Raw genomic sequence first — 22,856 nt, forward strand, 5'->3', positions numbered from 1 at the left:
GAAGCCGGTGCGAGCCGGCTTCCTTTTTTTTTGCGCTTTCGTGTGGGGCAGGGGATTTGCCATTGTCGGACCACCCATCCAAGAGTAAAGCAAGACCTGGAATCCCGTTCCTGACAAAATCAAATCCCCCCTTGCCCCCCTTCGCAAAGGGGGGGGGCGTGATGCCATACTCACCGCTTCGAAACTAAGCACACATGGTTCCCCGGAATTCTCTGAAGGACCTTCGCAGGGGAGGGCGAGGCACCGGTCCCATCCTTCATCAGCGTCCCGTTGTCATTTCTGAACTGCATTTCATGTCTAATGCTCCATTTTTTCTTATCTTCCTACGAAAAATTCTTTACAACGCTTGCATTTTTTCTTACAAACACTAAAGTCTCATGAGCCCACGGCGCCTTCTCGCCTAATTAACGCACCACAACCTTTCCTTTTTTAATGTAATCGTTGTCGTTCAAGGAGGTTCGCATGATCAAGAAGGCGCTGCTGTTGTTGCTCATCCTCACCTGTCTCCCTTCGCTAGCCCTGGGGTGGACCCTGACTGCGAGGATCGGAAGTCCATCCGGGAGCATCGCCGGTGGTTCCCCCTACAAGGTTGTCACCACCGGGACAGGCTATCTCACCATTCCGGCCGGCGACACCACGGTCGCCGTGACTCCGGCCGACGGCTACACCGTCTCCATGGTCACCCTTGACGGCGTCGTCCTCTCCGTTCCCTCCGCGGGGGGTAATGTCGCGGTGCCGCAGGAGGGGAAGACCTCGCGCACCCTGGTTGCCTACTTCACCTCGGCCACCTACTCGATGACGGCGAACCAGTCCTCCGGCGGCGTGCTGTCGCTGCAGCGGATCTCCCCCACCATCGGCACCATCACCACCACGACGCTCACCGGGCTGCGTACCGGCAACGTGGTGCGCGTCACCGCGACGCCAGACTCGGGGAGCAGCGCCACATCCCTTACCGTGGCGGGGAGCCAGGTCTGGAGCGGAAGCTCACCCTCGGCGGTCACCTACGATTACACGGTGGGCACGAGCAACGTGAGTGCCCAGGCAAGCTTCGTGAGCATCCCGGTTGTTACGGCGCGCCTGTCGACGGCAACGACCAGTACCGCGGTCGGCACCCCGGTCACCCTCGATGCTTCGGGCACGACGAGCAACGATCCGCCCCTTTCCTACCGCTTCGAAGTGGTGACGGGTGATCCGGCCGCGGTGACGCTAAGCCCCGCGGGGCCTGGCCCCACCGCCGTCACGAGCTTTACCGCCACGCTTCCCGGAAACTACGCGGTGCGGGTGACGGTCACCACGACACGCGGCGCGACCTCGACGGCGATCTCGCCCGTCATCACCGTGCTCACCAAGGCGGGGTATGACTCTGGCGAATGTCTCTCCTGTCACGCCAATCGGGATCCGGCCATCGCCGCGGCTTACCAGCAATCCACCCACTATCTGACCGCCGCGGTAAGCTGCTCTAAGTGCCACAACCCGGACGGAAGCCTCGGGCACCCCTATCTCCCCGAGCCGGGCAGCTCCTGCCTGCCGTGCCATAGCACGGTGACGCCGCAGATCGCGACGGATTTCTCGGCCTCTCCGCACCTGAACACCGGCTGCATCGGCTGTCATTACGACCATACGGCGACCTCGACCTTCAACCGCTGCAGCGTCTGCCACGGACAGCCGCATCCCTGGGAGAGCCTGGGGATCTGCGGCCGCTGTCACCTGACCCACAACCCGTACACGATCACGGCGCCGCCGCCGCACTTCAACTCCTTCACCACGGCGCGCTACGTAACCCCGCGCATCAGCTGCGACAACTGTCACAGGACCATCGACGAGGCAGGGGTGAGCACCTTCAACATCTACAGCGCGAACCGGCAGTGGGGACGCTCGGGCAAGGGGAACAGCACCTCGCCCTCCTATGTCTCCTACGACTTCAAGACGCTCGGCACCGCGCTCCCCGCCACACTGGCCACCTCCGTCGGGCCGGACTGCGTCCGGTGCCACACGACGACCGGATACGTGAAATACGTGGAATCGGGCTTCAAGGACATCGCGCCGTTCGAGGACCCGAGCGGGCAGCGCTCCCGCGAGATGATCGTCTGCTCGGCCTGCCACACCCCGACCCCCTTCCTTTCCTACGACGTCGTGGACTGGGACACCTACACCTATGTGCCGGCGTTCAGCAGGCGGGACGTGCCGCAGGTGATCGCCTACTACAACTACAGCACGAGCGGGACGAAGGTGCTGAACCCGATGGTGATGCCTTACGACGCCGGGGAGTCGAACAACTGCATCGTCTGTCACGCCGGACGGACGGGGGGGAGCACGCTGAGGCTACTGGCGCAGCTCTACGGCAGCTCGGGCACCTTCTGGGGGAGCGTTTCCTTCATCGACCCGCACGGCATGGCGGCGGCCGGGGTTTTGTACGGCAAGAACGGGTACGAATTCTTCAGCAAGAGCTACAGCGGCACTTTCGCGGTCCATGGGGCTTTGGGGGGCGACGACCCTGGGGCATGCATCTTCTGCCACATGTCCGCCGACCAGAAGCACACCTTCTCGCCGGTGGAGAAGGACTCCTCCGGGGCCATCACGCAGATCACCGCCTTCGCCCCGACCTGCAGCGGCTGTCACGACCAGACGTCGAAGCCGATCCCGCTGAACGACCCGGCGCAGCTTGAAGCGAAGCGACTGGAATACGCCTCGGCGCTTAAGGCGCTCGCCGCGGTCCTTGCGCGCAAGGGGATCAACTACAACGGCGCGCTCTCGCCGTACTTCTTCACCACGGCGGATAAGGCCGCACAGGGTGACGCGACGGCCTTCCGCAACTGGCGCGCCTTCTACGTGGCGGGGAGCCCGCCGCTCTACAGCGGCAGCGACCTCATGGGGGCCGCCTTCAACCTGAGGCTTTTGGACGGGGAGAAGGGTGGGTACGCGCACAACAGCTACTACGCGAAAAGGCTTACCTACGATTCGATCGACCTCGCCGACGACGGAAAGCTGAACGCGACGGTCGCGATGACGCTGCAGAACCTCCCGGCGACGGAGAAGTTCACCGAAGAGGACCGGTCGCGTGCCGTTTCCTGGGTCGGGGTGAGACCGTAGGCGATGGACGATTGACAATGGATAGTTGACTAATAACGGCTAGTTATCACAGCCCTCCCCCTGAACCCCGGGGGAGGGCTTTTTTGTGTTTTTAATATTTTTTCATCTAGACAAAGGGTCTTGAGCTGGCGTATTATAGGGCGCCGTTTTAGCCCGTTTGAGGCCGTCCCTCGCCGCAGCAGGCGCGCTGCGATGGACAGGCTCCGTTGCAAGCTACGCGGTTGCGGAGGCGGGCAAAAGGCGTTGCCGTTCCGCCAATTGACGGAATGGCGTGGGAACGCACCCCAATGATAACCGGCACATCGAGCCAACTTGGCGTTTTATCTGGCTAAAGTCTCGTCCTTTCGATATTTTTTCTGCCGCTCCTCTTTGGGAGCACTTATTGCTACAGCATCTGTTGTCCCGGCAGGGCCGGGTCGAGAGCCGCACCAGACGCGGCTCTCTGGGAGACAGGCCGAACCGCCCCTGGCTGAAGCGCCCGGGTGGTGAACAAAGAGGAGGCAGGATGCTGTTCAACATTTTTAAGCGATTTAACGTAGTATCCGCCGCAGGGACGGCACTCGCCGGCGCGCTAGTCGCGCTCGTGCTCCTTTTAGCGCCGCAGGCGGCGCTCGCGACGGTGGCAACTGGTACGCTGACCACGAGCCACTGGAAGCAGGGGACCTCCGAGGGGTACTCCATCACCGCGACGGTCACGGTGCCGCTAGCGCAGAAGGGGAGCGCGCAGATGTACATCTCCGGCGCGCAGGTTTCCTCGACCGCGCTCGTTGAGGACACCGCCGGGACCACCTACAGCTTGACCTTCCCGGTCGCGTCGCGTCCCGCGCTCAACGAGGCCTACACGGTCGACATCACCTACTTCGACAACCCCGACACCCCGACACCGCCCGAGACCCTGAACCTCACGGTCGGCACGGTGCTCGACTCTTTCGCCACCATCACCTCCCCGGATTGGGGTGTCGCGGGCTCCACGGCTCCCACCTTCACCTGGCAGGCCCCTGCTTCTCTCCCCGTTGGCGGCGTGGCGGGGTACCAGGTTGCCTTGAGCGGTGTGACTGACACTCCGTGGGTTTCCGCCAACCTTCCTGCCACGACGTTTACCGTCGCCTACACCGGGAGCACCGCGCTCACCCGCGGGTTCACCTACCCCTGGTCCGTGACAACCTTCGACGCGGCCGGCAACAGCGCGGAGAACCGTGACGGTCTCGTCATGATCGACGCCAACATCTCCGGTAAGGTGACCGACTTCTCCGGCAACCCGATCGAAGGGGCTACGGTGACCGTTTACCTCACCACCGGTTCGGTCTACACCAATATCCCCTCCTCCGTCACCAGGGCGGATGGCAGCTACTACATCGGCGGGTTGAACACCGCGAGCTACAGGATCCGGTACTCCAAGGACGGGAGGGTGGTCTGGTACAGCAACCGCCTCGACGCCTCCAGTGTCTACGACAGCTACGGAAACACCTACGGTTCGTTGAAAACCGGTGTGAACGCCGTACTTACCGGGTGGGGCGCCATCGAAGGCAAGGTGGTGAACAGCTCCAATTCCGGAATTACCGGTGTGACCGTTCAGCTTCTGGACGCAAGCGGCCAGGCAACCTCCTACCCCTCGGTTACCACGACCGCCGGCGGGGCTTTCACCTTCACGCTCATCGCCCCGGGGATCTACAAGATGCGGGTGATCGGTACCGGCGGGTACGCCACCCTGGATTACCCTTACTCCGTTGCCGTGACCGACGGCTACATCTCAGCTACGAGCGATGCCGTGCTCCAGAAAATCAACGTAACCGGCACAGTCACCAACTCTCTAGGCGCACCGGTTCCCGGTGTCTGGGTCTACCTTTACACCTCAGCCGGGCTGCTGGTCGACACCTTCCCCGGCGCCAAGACCGCAGCGGACGGGACTTACGTCGTTGCCGGGGTAGGCACAGGAAACTACAAGGTCCTCTTCGACGCGGGCTCCAGCTACGCGAAGCAGTACTACAACCACAAGGCGACGCTGGATGCCGCCGATATCATCACCGTCGGCACCACGGCGCTCTCCGGCATCAATGCCGTGCTCGGTTCGGGCAAGCCGACCGTCACCACCTTCACCGTCCCCGCGACCTCGTCGTCTCTTACCGTGAGCGGGATCACTTTCACCGCAAGCGAGCCGACCTACGGCGTCGCAGGCTACATGATCACCGAGAGCGCGTCCGCCCCCTCCGCTTCGGACTCCGGCTGGAAGAGCACGGCTCCCACGAGCTACACCTTCACCGGGGTGGGTGAAAAGACCCTATATGCGTGGGCCAAAGGGGCAACCGGCCTCATCTCCGATTCCGTGGCGCGCAGCGTTACCGTCGACGCCTCTGCCGTAACCCCCGGAGACAGCGATGGGAACGGGGTGATCACCATCTCGGAAGTGAAATTGGCCCTCGATATGTATCTCGGGGTGCAACCCTCGGCATACTTTGTGGATACGGACAAGAACGGTTCGGTCAGCCTTCAGGAGGTCCAGAAGGTGATCAACAGCTTCCTCGCGCAGTAGCGCCGGGGGATGGATTCTCGTCCGGTAACTTAGTAACCAACAAGGAGAGGAGTATGAAGCTTAAAGGTCTGTTGATAGCCGTCTTGCTGCTGGTCGGTGCGACCTCGGCATTCGCGGTGGATGCGACGCTTAACGTCGGGGATGGGTTTTACACCGCCGGCGGAACGGTCACGGTGCCGATAGTGCTGAAGACCAACGGGAACAACGTTTCGGCCGTCGCACTGGACGTGAAGTACAACACGACGCTCCTCTCGGCGCCGGTCGGCACTCTCGGCGTAGCGGCGAACAGTGCGAAGAAGGCGCTCTATAGCAATGTGTTGGCCCCTGTCGGCACTGAGGGCACCTATCGCATACTCATCGCCGGTGGCATGATCGAAAGTTCGAGCTATCCCAACGGCGGGATCATGACGGACAAAACCGATGCCGGCACCAGCGGACTCATGACCGATGGCGTCGTCGCCCTGGTCAAGTTCACCGTTGCCAACACCGCCAGTGGTGCAGTCACGGTACAGACCACTCCCGGCGCTGTCGATCCCCTGGCGAACGCGGTGACCGTCACCGGGGCCGTCGTCGACATGGTGGCCGGGGTAGCCGGCGATTGCAACGGGGACGGCAATGTTAACGTCTTCGACATAGTCAACACCGTCAATATCATTTTCAACAAGCCAGGTTTCACCTTCAACAAAAGATGTGACATCAACATGGTGAACGGCGTCTGGAACCCGGATGGCGGGGCCAACATTTTCGACATCGTCGCACTTTCCAATGTTATCCTCGGCAAGTGGAATCTCCCCGACCCCAAACCTTAAACGGAGGTTATAAGATGAAAAGATGGCTTATTCTGCTGTGTGCGCTGTTCTCTTTATACAGCCCGCAGTCATTGCTGGCGGCTACCGCAGCCTTGACCATTGGCACTGTGCAGGGCACTGCTGGCCAGAGCGCCTCTGTGCCTGTGAGCATCAACAACGGAGGAGCGCAGGTAGGCGGCCTTCAGTTGCAGATCGCTTTCGACCCGACGAAGTACTCCGCGCTGCCTACGGTAACCAAGGGCGCGGCTGCCACCGTTTCGGGTATCGCATTCTCCTCGAACGTGTCCGCTGCCGGGACCATCACCATCCTGGCTTACGCGGACGGCTCTGTTGACGGCGCCGTGATCGCCAACGGGACCGTTGCCAGTCTGAGCTTCCCTGTGAAATCCGATGCCGTCGGCACCTTGCCCATCACCTTCGGCACTGCTCCCCTGGTGAGCGACCCGCTTGGCGCCGCTGTCAGCGTCACGGCCACCAACGGCGCTATCACCGTATCCGATACGGCGGCCCCGACGGTTTCGGCCTTCACCATCCCGGCGACCTCAACCTCCAGGACCATTACCAACATCGGCATCACCGCGACCGACAACCTTGCCGTCACCGCATACAACGTTTCCGAGAGTGCCACCGTACCCACAACCGGCTGGAGCACTACCGTTCCGACGCAGTACAACGTTACCGCGAGCCTGTCGACCGGCGTGGCCAAGAGCGTCACTCTCTACGGCTGGGCTAAGGACGCCGCAGGCAACGCCGCGTACAAGACAGCCGCGGTCACCATCACGCTGCCCGACACCACCGCTCCGACGGTCACCGGCGTAACCATCCCCTCGACCTCGACCACGCTTCAGGTTGCCGTCTCCGGCTTCACCGCGACCGACACCGTTGGCGTTACCGGCTACCTGCTGACCGAGACCTCGAGCACCCCGGCTCTGACCGACACCGCCTGGAAATCCACCGGTAGCGCATGGACCAGCTTCACCTTCTCCTCGGGCGGGGCCAAAACCCTCTACGCCTGGGCCAAGGACGCTGCGGGCAACATCTCCACCCCGCTGACGCGGAACATCACGATCACCCTGCCGGACGCAGAAGCGCCGGTGGTCTCCGCCTTCACCGTCCCGGCTACCTCCATCACGACTGTCATCCCGGTCAGCACCTTCACGGCGACCGACAACAAGGCGGTAACCGGCTACCTCGTGACCCAGAGCTCCACCAAGCCCACCGCCGCCACGGCCGGCTGGACCACCACCGCGCCCACCAGCTACACCGTGACCGGCACCATATCGCAGGGCGTAACCACGAACGTGACCCTTTACGGCTGGGCGAAGGACGCAGCAGGCAACGTCTCCGCCGGTGTGAGCGACGTAGTCGCCATCACCCTCCCCGACACCACTAAGCCGGTGGTCGGCACCTTCACCGTTCCTGCCACCGCCACCAGCGCTACCGTGACCGTCACCGCCTTCACCGCCACCGACAACCTCGCCGTCACGGGCTACCTGGTCAACGAGAGCGCTACCGCTCCGGCGGCCGACGCGACCGGCTGGACCGCAAACGCCCCGACCAGCTACACCTTCACCGGCCTGCCGCAGGGGACCAGCAGCAAGACCCTTTACGCTTGGGCCAAGGACGCCGCAGGCAACGTGTCGCTCAGCAAGAGCGCGTCGGTTTCCATCACCCTGACCGGCCCGACCCTGACCCTGACCGGCATGCTCGCCGACGGCGCGACGACCAAGAACCCGGCCCTCACCGTGGCCGGCACCGTGACCGGCACCTCGCTTTCGGGCCTCACCGTCAAGGTGAACTCCGGCGCGGCGCAGAACATCACCTACGATCAGAACGGCGCGTTCTCCACCGCGGCCACCCTCGCGGAAGGGGCTAACACCGTCGTAGTAACCGCCACCGATGCCAACGGCCAGACTTCGGTGACCAGGAACATCACCTACAACCCGAACGCTGCCGACCTCGCGGTGACCACGCCGGTTTCCGACAGCTTCGTCAAGAGCTCTCTCGTCGACGTGACCGGCACGGTCGGCGCGCCGCAGACCACCACGCTGACCATCGCGCTGAACGGCGGCACCCCCGCTACTGTCGCCCTGAACGGCGGCAACAGTTTCACCTATCAGCTGACCCTCGTTAAAGGGGTCAACACCATCGTGGTCACCGCTACCGACACGGTGAACGGCCCGCACACCCAGTCCATCACCGTCACCTACGATCCGGATGCGCCGGTCCTCGCGGTCACCGCGCCGGCCGACTCCTTCGCCACCGCCAAGTCGAGCGTAACGCTCAGCGGTACCGTGACCGATGCACTCACCGCCCCCGCTGTCGTAGTCAAGCTCGACGGTACGAACATCCCGACCCAGCCCGTGGTGGGCACCAACGGCTCGTTCAGCGCGACCATCGACCTGCCGACCGTGAAGACCTACTCCGTCACGGTAACCGCCACCGACGAGTCGGGCAACAGCTCGACGGTGACCCGCACCGTGATCAGGAAGAACCCGAGCGGCAACCTCACCGACGGCGTTTCGGCTCCGACCATCACCGACGTTCAGAACGTGCTGAAGTTCGCCCTCGGGCTCGCAACCGCAACCGCCGATCAGAAGACCAACGTCGACGTAGCCCCGCTCGTCAGCGGCAAGCCGGCCCCGGACGGGGCGGTGGACGCAGGCGACGCCCTGGTGATCCTCGAGAAGATCACCGGTACCGTCAGCTGGCAGTAGGCCATCAATAACTAACAGGAGAGAAACCTATGAAAATCTGGAAAGGACTATTCGTCGCAGCTCTTCTGATGCTCACTGCAGCCTGCGGTGGCGGCGGTGGGGGAAGTAAATCCACCACGGTCACCGGGGTCGCTGCCGCCGGTGTCATCAAAGGGGGCACCGTCAAGGTCTTCGCCCCGTACAGCAGCGCAACCGGAGCCGATAAGAAACAGCTTGGCACCACAGCCACTACCGATGCCAACACCGGTGTCTACTCCGTGAACATCGGGAGCTACACCGGCCCGGTGATCGTCGAGGTGTTCGGCAACTACACCGATGAGGCGACCAACCAGACCGCCACCATCCCGTCCACCGCTCCGCTGCGCGCCATGGCGGTCACCACCTCGGGTAAGGTCGATGTCGCCGTCACGCCGCTCACCGAGCTCGCCGCGCGGCAGGCCGTCACTCTTTCCGGTGGCGCCGGCAACAAGGTCACTGCTGCCAACATCGACACCGCCAACGCCCAGATCTCGGATCTGTTCAAGGTGAACGACATCATCGCAACCCAGCCGCTTGACGCCAGCGCACCGCTCACCGGGACCTCGGACCAGAAAAACTACACCCTGGTGCTCGCCGCGCTTTCACAGTTGGGGGTGATCAACAGCACAAGCCTCTCCGCGACGCTCGACACGGTGGCCGCCGGTATCAACACCTCCGGGGTCATGACCGCTCCCGTGGCGACCAGTATCACCGATGCGCTCGACGCCTTCGTGACTAACACCAACAACAAGACCGGGATCACCGCCACGACGCTTCCCGGCGAGCTTGCCGACATCGGCACGACCACGGTGACGCTTACCATGGTACTTACGGGAACCGGCGTGAAGAGCGTGCAGACCGACATCACGCTCCCCGCCAACGTGAGCGTTGAGACTGACAACACCGGCGCCTTTGCCTCCGGCGTGCTGACCAACCTGATCGGCGGGACCAACGTCTCCCTCGTTGGGAGCGAGCTCACCGCGAGCAGCGTGCGCGTGATCTTCAACCGGGCAGACGTGACGCCCATGCCGGCCGGTGATATCGCCACCGTGAAATTCCTGGTGGCCCCCGGTGTGGCCGAACCCGCCGCTACCGCCTTCACCACCGCCAACACCATGCTGAAGGACGCAAATGGTGCGGTAGTGACCGGCGCAAGCCTCGCCCTCGTCAAACGCTAGCGAGGCGGCCTTCGGGCCTGAACCTGCCGTAGTACAAAAAAGGACCTTCCCTGCCGGGAAGGTCCTTTTTTATTGGTTCTTCGATGGAAGTGGGGACACGGGTGAATTGTCTTTGTTCCCATCAGCCAAGTGGCAGGCATCTCGCGTCTGATCCCGCTGCGTGTGCCATGGGCTTTTCAGTTGGTGCTTGTTTGGAATGACAAGGCTAAATCCCCCCTGTCCCCCCTTCGCAAAGGGGAGAACGTGATGCCATGCTCACCGCTTCGAAACTAAGCGCGCATGCTTCCCCGAAATCCCCTGAAGAACCTTCGCAAAGGTGAGGCGTGATGCCATTCACGGCTTCGAGACTAATGCACAGACGCTTCCCCGGATTTCCAGAAGAATCTTTGCAAGGGGGGCGCGGAATGGCAACGGAATTCGGAAACAGCGATCCTTACGGAGCCAAAAAAAAGAGGGGCCTGATGGGCCCCTCCTTGGTGCTGCCGTGATGCCTTGCGTCTTTACTGGTCTTCGTCGAGCACCAGTCCCCTGGAGAACACGATGTTCTCGAAGGTGCGCTTCAGGCTCTTGCTGGTGAAGCTCGGCATGATGTTGCCGGGGAAGATGCTGATTTCGGCACCGTTCTTCAGTTTGGTGACGGGAATGGCGGCCCAGGTCTTGCGCCCGTCCTTCTCAAGGCAGACGTAGGTGTAGCCGTTGGAGTCCAGGGTCTCAACGACCTTCCCGGAGAGAACCGGCTGGTATGCCGGCTTGGCCTCCGCTGCGGGCTGTCCCATCGGCGGGTGGTTTGCCGGCATCGCGCCGGCAGCCTTGGCGTCACCCGCAGCCTGGTTGAGGGCAGGGTGGTTGGAGGGCATACTAGCGGTCTGCCCAGCATGGTCCTTTTGCTGCGGCACTGCGTAGGGTTTGCCACCTTTGACCCCGGCGGAAAAATGGATGTACGGGAAAGTGCGCCCGAGCGTCATGCTCTTGAAGTTCACCATGTCGATCCCCGGAACCAGGGCGATCTGCTCACCGGTCTTCACGTCGGCCAGTGGGATGGCGGACCACGTGCTGCGTCCGTCCTTCTCGATGAGGAGGTAGGTGTAGGAATCGACGTTCACCATATCAACTACTTTCCCCTCCAGCACCGGTTCCGGTACCGGTGCCTCTGCCGGCGCACTCTGCGGCTCCGGTGCCATGCGTGCATTCTTGGTGGTCCCTGCGCAACCGGTCATTGCAGCCACGGCCACAAGGCCTACGGCGATTCTCATAGCAGTTTTCTTCATTCAATGCTCCTTCTCTGGTTAAATGGGACCGGCCGGTGGATGTACCGTAAGCGACGGGTGACCGGCGACACGCCCACTATTTTTACCTCATTTCCACTATTTTTAAAAGATTATTGTGCCGCCGAAATTATTCTGATGCCTGCTCTTTGCTGCCTCCATCTCCGGCGCTTCTGTCACAGCGTTCGTTCCTTCTGAAGCAGATCATTTTCCAGAATTTTATGACAATTTTCTCGCCAGCCATGCAGCGACCTCGTGGCGAGGGGGGCGACGGACCGGGCAGTTCAGATTTTGCTCACCACCGCCCCGGCGGCTGCACACCCACCGTTACCGGCACTGCCAGCCACTTGAATAGCCACCCGTCCCGGGCCGGAGCGCCTGCTGTTGCAGACTCCCCGTGCTGAGGCAGGCGTGGCGACGGGCTCCTGCCGGGTGGGTCGGAGGATAGGGGAGATTCCCTTGCCTCACGGGCTTGAGAGCGGGAAGTGAAAAAATAGGTCGGGTAAAAGTGTGCAGCTCTTGAACAGGAGGTTTTTGAAAACAGGATTCATCAGAGTCAGACTGGTGCATGAAATAATGAATAATTTGAAGCGCTTATAAAATTTTGATCGGCATCCCATGTTCCGGTATCCCCCTTGTAATGGGTAAGACAAACACCCAAGGAGGTAACGGAACATGCGAGCTAACAAAAGAACAAACAAGATCGTGTTGACGGCCGCTGTTGCGATGACCCTTTGCTCTGCCATTACCCAAGTGAAGGAATCAGCGGCTTTCCAGCCCATCGGTGTGGCCTCCCGCGGTAACGGCGAAACCTGTGCGCTGACCGTGCAGATGCAGAACAAGCAGTTCCGGGCGCGTTACATGCAGAAGGTGGCGCAGTATCAGGACGGCGCGGCCCCGAAGGTGGCGAGCGTCGAGGAAATGTACCAAAACATCGAACCGGCCTCCTTCTTCCCCGACGACAACGAGCCCGTTTCCAACACCATCGGTGTTGATCCTCTGAGCCTCGACTGCCTCGGTTGCCACGACGGCTCCAGGGCAAGCGACGTCACCATCAACCTAAGAAACGACCCCTTCCGGCGCCAGCAGATGCAGGGCACTGCGAAGGATCACGCGATAGGGATGGATTACGCAGCCTATGCATCCAACCCCCGCGATTTCAAGCCGGTCTTCGGCAATTCGAAGATGGTCTTTGTGGACGGTAAGGTCGGCTGCCTCACCTGCCATGATCCCGCCAACCAGGAACGCGGCCACCTCGTCATGAGCGACCGTCGCAGCGCGCTCTGCCTCACCTGCCATAACAAGTAACGAAAAAAAGCGGCGCGGGAATTTCCCGGCGCCGCCTTTTATCTGCAATTGCTTCCCCTTTTAGGGCGGGGTCACCTCGATGGTGGCCCTTCTGTTTTTCGACCTTCCTTTTTCCTCTCTGTTGCTCTCGATCGGCAGACGGCATCCAAAGGCCTGCTCGGTAAGCTTCACCTTCACCCTGCCGATCTTCTTGACGAGCGCCTGCCTTACACTGATCATGCGCGCTCTCGATAGGTCGACGTTCTTGTCTGAAATACCGTTGCGGTCGGTGTGCCCTTCGATGTGGACCTCGCTTCCGGGGTGCTTCTTTACATAGGCGGCGATCCTGTTGATTTCGGGCATGAACTGCGGCTTTATCACGGCACTGCCGTTGTCGAAGAAGATGGTCGTCGACGGTTTCTTAAGTACCCTCTGCTTCTGCGTCGCCGGAGGATCGAGGGGGCATAGGATGGATTCGATCATCTCCTGGGAGGACGCTTCGGGAAGCGGCGCCGCGAACGGCTCGGCAAGCTCGACCTTCACCGGCACCTTCGTCTGCGGGGCGGGCTCGGGCTGGGGCTGGGCCTCGACCGGTTTCGCAGCGGGGGCTACCGCCTCCTGCGGCGCTGCAGTCTTTGGTTGCTCCGGCTGGCTCAACAGACCGGTGACCGCGGCGACCGGTGCCGCGATAACCGCAGCGGGAAGCGGAACCTGCGCCGGTGTTTCCGGCTCGGCCGGTTTCTCAGGTGCCTTCTTACCCGGCTCCTGCTGCTTGTCGAAGTCGATGACCGGGACGGCGGGTGCCGCGGTCCCTTTTCTCTCTGCCGGTGGGGGAGGAGGCAGCGGCAAGCGCCTGATCTTCGTGTCGCGGTCCATGAGGAAGCTGAGGCCGAGCATGTACTGGAAGTCGTTGCGGCTTCCGACGTTGAACAGGATGTTCTGGCGCACGTCCAGCCTCAGGGCCAGGTACTCCGTGAGGAAGTACTTCATCCCGCCGCCCCAGGCCAGTAGCGGTGATCCCTCGGTTGCGGTCGGGCGCTCGATCACCATACCTCCTGCGCCAACGGCGAGAAAGGGGACCAGGCGCTTACGGGGGAGAAACGGATAGATGGCGTCGATCCTCATCAGGTAGGCGCGGGCCTTCGTGTTGTCCTTGGATGAGGTGGAGGAGGCGTAGGAGAGCCCCCCCTCGATGCCGAAGCTGTCCACAATGCTGGTGCCGACGATGTCGTAGCCGAACCTGATGTCGTACACGAGGCTGTGGCGCAGTTCATCCTGCCCGGAGAACTTAAGGCCGCCGGCGGAGACGTTCAGGGTGTAGTCGTGCGGGGTCTCAGCCGCCAGAACCTGGGACGTGTCGGCCAGCGCAGCGAGGAAAAGCAGGGCGCACGCCGCGGCCCTGATCCTTGATACCGGTTTTCTAGCGGTTTTTTGCATAGGTGGCACTCTGTGGATGGTTATCTGCAAAAAATGTCAAGGCGCGTTGCCGCGCTCCATGTCACACGTATTTCTCGATGAGCTCCTCGAGGATCTCGCCGATGGTGGTTCTGCGGTAGGCGGAGGCGATCTTCAGCTTCAGGTGCAGGTCCTGGCGGATGTTGGCGGTGAGCCGTACGTCCCCCTCCGGTACGAGCCCCGAGACACCCTTTGGCGCCGCTTTCGAGAGGGGGGCCTTCTTCCGCCCGGGGGCGGCACCCTTTCTGGGGCGGGAGGGCTTAACGAGCGCCTCTCGTACCGTTGAGGCCGGGCTATCCTCCGGCGCCTTGGGAGCGGGTTGCGCTGCCTGCATGGCCGGAGCAGGGGGAGGGACCGGCGCCGGGGCAGCCTCGAAGAGTCCCATCTGGTTTTCCATGTCGGACATAGGTGTTCCTTTGCGAAAAATCCCCGGCACTATAGCAAGCAACCCCTTGCCGGGGCAACTGTTTTTCCGTATCCAACGGCACCGGATCAAGGCCTCCCGCGTCGGCAGCAGTCTCGCCCCGGGAGAAAGGAGGGGCGTGCGCGTCGCGTCGACCTCAAAGAGCCTTTGACCGGGTGCTTTCGCTGCTGTGTGTGCCGGGATACGGCTAAGGGGACTGGCGCCGTTTCTGCAGCTCGGCGTAGGCTGACTCGATGCGCTCCAAAATCGCCTCCATGCTGAAGTTGGCGGTGACGAAGTCGTGGCCGCCTTGGGCCAGGCGCCCCCTTTTCTCTTCATCTTGCAGCAGTGAGATCACCGCGTCGGCGAAAGCCTCAGGGGTGTCCGCCACCAACAGATGCGCTCCCGGAGAGGCGTTGATCCCCTCGTTGCCGATGCTGGTGGTGACCACCGGGGTGCCCGCGGCCAGCGCGTCGAGGATCTTAACGATGATGCCGCCGCCGGTAAGTATGGGGGCGACGAATACCGAGGCACTCTTGTAAACCGGATCGGTATCCTCGACGAAACCGGTGACCTTGGTGCCGGGGTCGGTCTCTGCCAGCCGCAACAGCTCGTCGGGAGGGCCATAGCCTGCGATGACGAATTCCGCCCCTGGAAACTCGCGGCGCACGAGCGGCAGCACGCGAGAGTGGAACCAGAGCGCGGCCTCTACGTTCACCGGCCGGTACCGGTACGAGGCGAGGAAGAGCAGGCGCTCGGGGATCCTCGGATAGCTGACATCGGTCACGTCCATTCCGGCCGGAATGGGAACGGTAGAGACGTCCAAGCGCGGCGCGAGTTCCAGCAGGTAGCGCCGATCGAATTCGGACATGGTGAAGATCCGGTCGAAGCGGGACATGATGGCGCGTTCCACGCCACACACCAAGCGCCAGCGCAGGGCGTGCCAAAGTCTTGCCGCACCGCGGGAGCGCTCGAAGGCGCGCTGTGCCGGCTTGGTGATGACGTCGTGGGCATCGAGTACCATAGGGGTTCTTCCACGCCGGATGAAGAGGGCGGTCTCCACCCATTCGACCTGTACGAGGTCGTAGTCGCCGGTGCGGATGAGCCGGTCGGCGAAGCGGCTGAAGGCGAGGTAGTTGGCCACAAGGCGCAGTGACCCAAAAATTCCCCTGCGGGAGATGCGCGGGTAGCTGAAGGGATGGATGCGGGCGCAGTAGGGGGCCAGCTCGGCGAGGGATGCTTCCTCCCCCTCTTCGAACCGGGTGGCGAGGTGGATCTCGTGCCGCTCCGAGAGCCGGCGCAGCAACTCATTGACGTAGCGTCCCCCGGCATGGTAGGCGTTTTGCTGCGGCAGGAACAGGGAAACGAACAGGATCTTCATGGCGGGGCGTGCTCCGCTTGCGGGGCGGCGCGTGGACGCCCGGGTGATGTTCTCTGGGGCAACAGAGTAACCCGATTGCGGCGCATTGGTAAAGCTAAATCTCTGAGGGGAGAGCGTCGGAGTTGTTGACACTCTGGGCTCCCCATTTAGAATGTTTAATCATGCAGGCAAGTCACAACGACGCGGAGCAAGACATGAATCCGGATCTGACAAGGTTGACCCCGGGACAGAAGCTGATGAAGCAGGCGATCCACGAGATCGACGATTATTTCGGCGAGGGAGTGGCCTTCAAGAACATCGATTTCCTGGGAGAGTACATGCAGGCCCTTGCCATCCTCGAGCTCAAGGAGACGCTCAGGAACAAGCTGTAGGGCGCCACCTCGCGGGGTCACACGGACGGCGGGGGTGTTTTCGGAAGCGAGAACCAGAAGCTCGCGCCGCCGTCCACGGTCCCTTCGGCCCAGACGCGTCCTCCGTGTCTCAGCACGATGCGCTGGACGATGGCAAGCCCGACACCGGTACCCTCGAACTCCTCGTTGGCATGCAGGCGCTGGAACAGCCCGAACAGCTTGTTGGCGTAGGCCTCGTCGAAGCCGACGCCGTTGTCCTTCACGAAGATGTCGGTTTCCCCTTCCAGTTCCACCGAACCAACGGCGATTCTAGCCACCTCTCTCCCGCGCGTGAACTTGACGGCATTGCCGATCAGGTTGATAAGCACCTGCCGCAGCATCGCCGCGTCGCCTAGCACCACCGGAAGCACGGTCACGTCCCACTCGATCTTCCTGTCCTGCGCGTCCGCCTGCTGGTCCGCCACGATCTCCCGCACCAAAAGACCCAGGTCAACCCACCCCTTCATCATGTCGCTGCGTCCCATGCGGGAGAAGGCGAGCAGGTCGTCGATCAGCATCCCCATCTTCGTGGCGGCGCCGCTGATCACGTTGAGGTAGTGCCTGCTCTTGTCGTCGAGATTGGTCCCCCCCTTCGCGGTCAACAGGTCGACGAAACCGATGATGTGCCTTAAAGGCGCGCGCAGGTCGTGGGAAACCGAGTAGCTGAAGGATTCCAGCTCCCGGTTGGTCGCGGCGAGCTGGTCCAACTGGTTCCTGAGGGTGAGGTTCAGTTCCAGGATCTTCGCCTCCCCCTGCTTTTGCAGCGTGATGTCGCGGATGACGGCGAAGACCCAGGTGGCGTCCTGCGCCGCGATCGGGTTCAGCATGATGTCGACCGGGATCTCCGCGCCGTTTTTGTGGCGCCCGTAGAGCTCGAGGCCGATTCCCATCTTGCGGGCCCGCGGGTCGCCGAAGTAGTTGCGCAGGTGCTGGCGGTGGCGTTTGTGGAAGCGCTTCGGGATGAGGAGCTCGATGCGCTGCCCGAGCATCTCCTCGCGCATGTAGCCGAAGATCACCTCGGCCTGCTGGTTCACCTTGCGGATCACCCCGCCGCCGTCCACGACGACGACGGCGTCCGGCGCCGTCTCGAAGAGGCGTTCCAGCATGTTGCGGCTCTTCACCATCGCTTCTTCCGAGGCGCGCCGCTCCGTGTTGTCGTGGAGGATGAGGGAGTAGCCCAGAATGCTGCCGGTATCGTCCTTGAGAGCGGTGAGCGCGATGGAGGCCCAGAAGCGGCCGCCGTCCTTGCGAAGCCGCCAACCCTGCAGCTCCAGGCTCCCCAACGACCCCGCTACCGTCAGTTCCCGCTGCGGTGCGCCGGACTTCACCTCTTCCTTTGGATGCAGCAGGGAGTAGTGCCGTCCCAGTACCTCGTCCGGTTGGTACCGGGTGACCCGCTGGGCGCCACTGTTCCAGGAGGCGATATCCCCTTTGGCGTCCAGAAGGATGAGGGCGTAGTCCCTTACCTGATCTGCCATCAGACGGAAGAGCTGGTCCCTTTCCGGCGTAGGTGCCTGGGATGAGCCAGCGGCTTTCATTTCCATGTCGTCTTTGTCTTTCATGACGTCCGCCCCGCCGTTTCTTGCCGCCGCCTGTGCGCGCGGGCTTTTGCTACCTTGCCGGGACCACCGTGACGAAGCTCTGCATCCAGTTCATGCCATCTCCCTTGGCGTCGCCACCGTCGCTTCCCCAGTACTTATAGGTGAAGCGCAGCCGCTCGCCCGCTGTGACGGGGACGGGGAGCTTGACGGTGAAATCGGCGCTCTGGTCAAGAGGCAGGTCGTTCGGGATGATGTAGGTCACGCTGCGCGTGATTTCCTTTCCGGCCGGGTCAAGGGGCACCACCCAGATCTCCAGTCCGCGCATCATGAAGTAGCGTACGTTTTTCACCATTCCCTGCACGATGGTCCCGCCGTCGGAAGGTTTCACTTCCCATCCCATGACGAGATCGAACTGGCTGTACCGCTGCGGCATGGACTGCAGGCGCTGCTGCTGCGGATCCGGGTAAGTCGCGCAGGCGGAGAGGAGGGCGGCTGCTAATAAAAGAATCGCTGTCGGTCTTCTCATGACTTTGGCCTCCTTTTTACCAGTGCCTATTTTACGCTAGGGGATGGTAATGCACAATGCGGGGGGGCGCAATGAAAGGCCGAAAGAGGTGATGGGAGTGATGGGAGTGATGGGAGTGATGGGAGTGATGGGAGTGATGGGAGTGATGGGAGTGATGGGAGTGATGGGAGTGGCCTGGAGTGGCCTGGAGTGGCCGGGAGGGGAGCTCTCATCCGGTCCCCTCCCGGCTCCCCCCCAGTGGAGAAGTTGCACGAGCGGCGTGCCTCGTTCGGGGCTAGCGCTCCTGCTCGAGGCACATGCCGCCCATGCCGCGCCCATTCTTCAGCTCCTTGAACTTCGCTGCCTGCTCAGGCGTCAGCAGGGCCAGGACCTGTTTGGCGACCGCCGCACGGGCCACGGCGAGGTCAGCCTGCAGAGCGGCGACCTTGGCGGACTGGGCTCTGATCGCCCCCTCATCGGCACTGCCTGAGTGCACGAGGTCACGGAGCGCGCGACGCTCGGTGCCGAGTGCATTGAAAAGCGGAGCATTCTTCTTCCGCTCTGCCTCTAAGAGCGTACGCACCTGCTGTTTCTGGGCGTCGGTCAGGCCGAGCTCGCGGGCCATCTTTCTAAACATCCCGCCTTGCCCCCTGTGTTTTTGCTGTTCGCACCCCCCCATGCGCCCTGCTCCCCCCGCGCCATTGCCGGCGAAGGCACTCTGACTTCCGAGGACGGTGGTGGCGGTGATGCAGGCGAACAGGACCAGGCGCTTCATTTGTCTTTTCATCTCGGACTCCTTTTGTATTTCGTTTGGTGCTAAGACTCTCGGTTGCTGTCGAAGATGGAAATACTCTACCTCCCGAATGTGTAGACAATGAGGAAGAAGTGAGGAAATGACGGGAAAGGTCACAGGAGGCTGTCCTTCGCTCAAAGGCGGCAGCACTCGTACTCACGGCGGTTTTTTTTGCCTGTGGGGTTCTTGCCATCGCCTCGCGTATTGCTAAGATGTCTTAACGATGCGTGCGCGGGTGCTAGTACTCTCAAGGAGGGAAGCTATGAAGATTCCGGTTGTGTTTGCAGATGAAAGACGCGGGCTGGTAAAGGCGGAGGAACTCCAGAAGCTGATAGAACAGGCGGCGATCGTCTCCTTCCTGCGTAGTGACGGCGAGTGCGTTCAGGTCGGCGTCGACAGCGTGCGGGGGATGGGGGGCAGGGTCTATCGCGGTCCCGAACGCAGGGGTAACGTGCTGTTCTGTTGAACCCTTTCAGGCGCCGCACGGCACCGGGCCGGCCCCCACGGGAGCCGGCCTTTGCTTTTTCTTCAGTCACCGTCTCACCACACACCTCTTTACCTGTTATACGAATCCGCCAATATTTTCAATTTTGCAAAACATGGTGCGCCCCTTTCGCATATTTGCGAAGCGCCTCGGCGGGTCCGTCTCTCCGGACCAAGCTGCTGATATCACGCATCATACTGGGAAAACAGTACCGGAAACGGGCGCGAACCGCTTTCGCCGTTGTGCGAAAAGGGGACGCGATGAAAAATCGCTCCGTGACCATGCGCTCCGCCGTAATGTCCCGTAAACGCAGCGGAAATGAAAAATATACAAAACTTTAAAACATTGGTATGCAGGTTGCTAAGGTCTGTGGCAAGAGTCGTAAATCCAACTATGGAGGTATAAAGGCATGGCACAAGCATCATCTAACAAGGGCTGGCAGGTAGTCTCCGCCGGAACCGGTATCAACCTGGCGCTCGGGGTGTTGTATGCCTGGAGTATCTTCAAGGGGGCCATCAAGTCGTCCATCGAAAAGGGCGGCCCCGATGCCTTCCAGTGGAGCTTGAGCTCCATCAACGATCCCTACGCACTCTGCTGTCTCGCGTTCGCCTTCTCGATGATCCTCGCGGGCAAGTGCCAGGACAAGATCGGTCCGGCCAAGACCGCGCTGATCGGCGGCATCCTCGTCGGGGCGGGCTTCACCCTCATGGGTTACTCGAACAGCTACGCCGCCTGGGTCACCGGCTTCGGCGTCCTTGCCGGCTCCGGCTTCGGTTTCGGCTACTCCGCCGCCACCCCGCCGGCACTCAAGTGGTTCTCCTCCAAGAAAACCGGCCTCATAGCAGGCATCGTGGTCGCCGGCTTCGGTCTGGCACCGGTCTACATCGCCCCGCTCTCAAGCTACCTCTTGGGCGCCTACGGCATCCAGCAGTCCATGTACATCCTCGCCGCCGGCTTCGCCGTCATCGTCTGCGGCCTCTCCTTCGCCCTGGTCAACCCGCCCAAAGGGTACGTCCCGGCCGAGCCGGTACTGAAGGGTGAGGGGCAGGCGGCTCCGGCGAAGAAGTCCGGTTACGACGCAACGGTCAGTGAAATGCTCAAGTCTCCCAAGTTCTACATGCTGTGGGCCTGCTTCTTCATCGGTGCCGGCGCCGGCCTCATGGTGATCGGTTCAGTGGCCGGTCTCGCCAAGCACAGCATGGGCTCCATGGCCTTCGTGGCGGTAGCCATCATGGCGATCGGCAACGCCTCCGGCCGCGTGGTCGCCGGTGTCCTCTCCGACAAGATCGGCCGCCGCGCCACCCTGACCATCATGCTCGGCTTCCAGGCCATCCTGATGTTCGCCGCGGTCCCCGTGGTCGGCTCCGGTTCCGCCGTGATGCTCGTTATCCTTGCATCGCTGATAGGCTTCAACTACGGCTCCAACCTGACCCTCTTCCCCTCCTTCGCGAAGGATTACTGGGGCTTCAAGAACTACGGCCTCAACTACGGCGTGCTCTTCAGCGCCTGGGGCGTGGGCGGCCTCGTCATGGGCCGCGTCTCCGAGATGATGAACGCCCAGCCGGGTGGCCTGAACAAGTCCTTCATCCTCGCCGGCTCCTGCCTGGCCCTTGGTACCGTGATCACCTTCTTCCTGCGTGAGAAGAAAGCGGTCGAGGTCGAGGCAGCCGAGGTGGCGGGCGAGAAGGTCGCCGTCAAGGTTTCCGCCTAGGATGCTTTTCAACTGATGTTGTAAAAAAGAAGGGCCATGCGATTTCCGCATGGCCCTTTTTCGCGCGATGATGCTATTATGTCGCACCCGGCTGTAACAAAACACCGCCCCATCTGGAGATCCCCGTGTCCGGAGAAGATTCAGCCTTCGATACCAGCTACGTCACCATCATGCTGGTCGTCTTCCTCGTGGTGACAGGTCTTGCCATCGACATCGGCTACATGTACGTAAGCGAAGAGGATCTGCAGCATTCCGCCGAGATGGCGGCGTTGACCGGTGCCCAGAACATCAAGCAGCGCTACCTCCAGCAGGCCCAGACCGACCCCAGACTGCTTGCCGGGGTCGCGAACGACCTGGTGCAGGCGCAGGCGCGCAGCGCCGCGGTCGATCTCGTCACAGGCAAGCACGACGCCGCGGCCCTCGTGGGACTCCTCAACAACAACGGCAACGCGCTCACCGGCGACAACGACATCACCGTCGGCTTCTGGAACATGAGCAGCCGCAGCTATACCCCGGGTGCCACCCCCGTGAACGCCGTGCAGGTTAGAACCAGGCGCACCGCCGAGAGCAGCTCGGTAGGCCTTGGCACCCTCGGGACCTTCATCGCAAAGATCAGCGGTACCGACAGCTTCGGTACCACCCCGGTCGCCACCGCGGCCCTGGTCCCCGGGACCCGCGCCAACATCGCCATCTGCGCCGAGGCGACCCCTGCCTCCTGCACCTTCCCGGAGATCTGCAGCATCCCGGAGCGGCGCATGAGCCACGCTCCGTGGGACGCGCAGGAAAAAGGCGTCCTCGCGAACCGTTATCTCTACACCTCCCTTTTGCATCCGGTCACCATCACGAACGCCATGTCCGATCTCGTTTGCCAGGAGATGCCGGTCCAGGAGGTGTGCGGTCTCCCGATCTTCACCGCGGCAAGCGGCAGCGATGCGATTCTGCGTGACATCAAGGCCATGATGTACGATCCGCAGGTGGACCGCTCCAACAAGGAGTACGACAAAAACGGGAGGCTTGTCGGGTGGTGGCTCATCGTTCCCGCTACCGACTGCTCCGCCTTCGAGCCCGGCGGCAGCTATCAGCAGCACACCGTGACGCGGTATGCGCTGGTGCGTATCAGCAGGATCTGCACGACGGGAGCACCGGGATGCGGCAAGGCGCAGGCACAGGCGGACCAGCCGGCCAACGCCTGCACTCCCGGCGGGGAAGGGCTCTACATCGACCGGATCTCCAGCGTCGCCTGCAACGATCCCAATAAGCGCCTCCTCCCGGGGTTGCGTCCGGTGCTGGTCGATTAGCA

General features: G+C 62.1%; 17 protein-coding genes. 10 read left to right on the plus strand and 7 right to left on the minus strand.

Features of this window, described 5'->3' with window-relative positions; translation table 11 throughout:
- The first annotated feature begins 462 nt into the window (after positions 1-462).
- The 5 genes from E8L22_RS16295 (at position 463) to E8L22_RS16315 (ending at position 10,342) form a co-directional block, all read left to right on the plus strand.
- Positions 463-3,090: an InlB B-repeat-containing protein gene (locus E8L22_RS16295; protein WP_136526209.1), complete on the plus strand. Its 2,628-nt coding sequence runs from the start codon at positions 463-465 to the stop codon at positions 3,088-3,090.
- Positions 3,091-3,595: 505 nt separating this feature from the next.
- On the plus strand, positions 3,596-5,620 hold the full coding sequence (locus tag E8L22_RS16300) for a carboxypeptidase regulatory-like domain-containing protein (RefSeq protein WP_136526210.1): 2,025 nt from the start codon (positions 3,596-3,598) through the stop codon (positions 5,618-5,620).
- Between the two features lie 53 nt (positions 5,621-5,673).
- The gene (locus E8L22_RS16305; protein WP_136526211.1) at positions 5,674-6,429 is read left to right on the plus strand and encodes a cohesin domain-containing protein; all 756 of its coding nucleotides are present in this window, start codon (positions 5,674-5,676) and stop codon (positions 6,427-6,429) included.
- Positions 6,430-6,566: 137 nt separating this feature from the next.
- Complete coding sequence (locus tag E8L22_RS16310) at positions 6,567-9,146, plus strand: beta strand repeat-containing protein (protein ID WP_246044714.1); 2,580 nt, start codon at positions 6,567-6,569, stop codon at positions 9,144-9,146.
- Between the two features lie 29 nt (positions 9,147-9,175).
- A complete protein-coding gene (locus tag E8L22_RS16315) occupies positions 9,176-10,342 on the plus strand; it encodes a hypothetical protein (protein WP_136526213.1) in 1,167 nt (388 codons plus the stop codon).
- 500 nt (positions 10,343-10,842) lie between these two features.
- On the opposite strand, the gene E8L22_RS16320 is transcribed toward E8L22_RS16315, so the two are convergent.
- A complete protein-coding gene (locus tag E8L22_RS16320) occupies positions 10,843-11,610 on the minus strand; it encodes a hypothetical protein (protein WP_136526214.1) in 768 nt (255 codons plus the stop codon).
- Between the two features lie 672 nt (positions 11,611-12,282).
- Between E8L22_RS16320 and E8L22_RS16325 the strand changes: the two genes are divergently transcribed.
- The gene (locus tag E8L22_RS16325; protein ID WP_136526215.1) at positions 12,283-12,915 is read left to right on the plus strand and encodes a cytochrome c3 family protein; all 633 of its coding nucleotides are present in this window, start codon (positions 12,283-12,285) and stop codon (positions 12,913-12,915) included.
- 60 nt (positions 12,916-12,975) lie between these two features.
- Here E8L22_RS16325 and E8L22_RS16330 read toward each other — a convergent pair whose 3' ends face one another.
- The 3 genes from E8L22_RS16330 to E8L22_RS16340 form a co-directional block, all read right to left on the minus strand.
- On the minus strand, positions 12,976-14,331 hold the full coding sequence (locus tag E8L22_RS16330) for an OmpA family protein (protein ID WP_136526216.1): 1,356 nt from the start codon (positions 14,329-14,331) through the stop codon (positions 12,976-12,978).
- A 61-nt stretch (positions 14,332-14,392) separates the two neighbouring features.
- Positions 14,393-14,755, minus strand: coding sequence for a hypothetical protein (locus E8L22_RS16335; protein WP_136526217.1), 363 nt, complete (start codon positions 14,753-14,755; stop codon positions 14,393-14,395).
- A 205-nt stretch (positions 14,756-14,960) separates the two neighbouring features.
- On the minus strand, positions 14,961-16,133 hold the full coding sequence (locus E8L22_RS16340) for a glycosyltransferase family 4 protein (RefSeq protein WP_136526218.1): 1,173 nt from the start codon (positions 16,131-16,133) through the stop codon (positions 14,961-14,963).
- 194 nt (positions 16,134-16,327) lie between these two features.
- On the opposite strand from E8L22_RS16340, the gene E8L22_RS21625 reads away from it, so the two are divergent.
- Positions 16,328-16,504 (plus strand): hypothetical protein, encoded by a 177-nt coding sequence (locus E8L22_RS21625; RefSeq protein ID WP_198419478.1) that lies wholly within the window; start codon positions 16,328-16,330, stop codon positions 16,502-16,504.
- A gap of 17 nt (positions 16,505-16,521) precedes the next feature.
- Here the strand turns inward: E8L22_RS21625 and E8L22_RS16345 are convergent, their stop codons facing one another.
- From E8L22_RS16345 to E8L22_RS16360, 3 genes are all read right to left on the minus strand, one after another.
- Positions 16,522-18,084: a sensor histidine kinase gene (locus E8L22_RS16345; protein ID WP_136526219.1), complete on the minus strand. Its 1,563-nt coding sequence runs from the start codon at positions 18,082-18,084 to the stop codon at positions 16,522-16,524.
- A 49-nt stretch (positions 18,085-18,133) separates the two neighbouring features.
- Complete coding sequence (locus E8L22_RS16350) at positions 18,134-18,589, minus strand: hypothetical protein (RefSeq protein ID WP_136526220.1); 456 nt, start codon at positions 18,587-18,589, stop codon at positions 18,134-18,136.
- A gap of 274 nt (positions 18,590-18,863) precedes the next feature.
- Complete coding sequence (locus tag E8L22_RS16360; protein WP_136526222.1) at positions 18,864-19,355, minus strand: Spy/CpxP family protein refolding chaperone; 492 nt, start codon at positions 19,353-19,355, stop codon at positions 18,864-18,866.
- Positions 19,356-19,623: 268 nt separating this feature from the next.
- Here E8L22_RS16360 and E8L22_RS16365 point away from each other — a divergent pair, with 268 nt between their 5' ends.
- The 3 genes from E8L22_RS16365 (at position 19,624) to E8L22_RS16375 (ending at position 22,854) form a co-directional block, all read left to right on the plus strand.
- A complete protein-coding gene (locus E8L22_RS16365) occupies positions 19,624-19,827 on the plus strand; it encodes a GSU3473 family protein (RefSeq protein ID WP_136516141.1) in 204 nt (67 codons plus the stop codon).
- Positions 19,828-20,254: 427 nt separating this feature from the next.
- Positions 20,255-21,556, plus strand: a complete 1,302-nt coding sequence (locus tag E8L22_RS16370) for an L-lactate MFS transporter (protein ID WP_136526223.1) — start codon at positions 20,255-20,257, stop codon at positions 21,554-21,556.
- Positions 21,557-21,681: 125 nt separating this feature from the next.
- Positions 21,682-22,854 carry a pilus assembly protein TadG-related protein gene (locus tag E8L22_RS16375; RefSeq protein WP_246044716.1) on the plus strand — a complete coding sequence of 391 codons (1,173 nt, stop codon included), beginning with the start codon at positions 21,682-21,684 and terminating at the stop codon, positions 22,852-22,854.
- Positions 22,855-22,856 lie beyond the last annotated feature (2 nt).

This window comes from Geomonas ferrireducens (genome assembly GCF_004917065.1).
GTDB classification, from domain to species: Bacteria; Desulfobacterota; Desulfuromonadia; order Geobacterales; family Geobacteraceae; genus Geomonas; species Geomonas ferrireducens.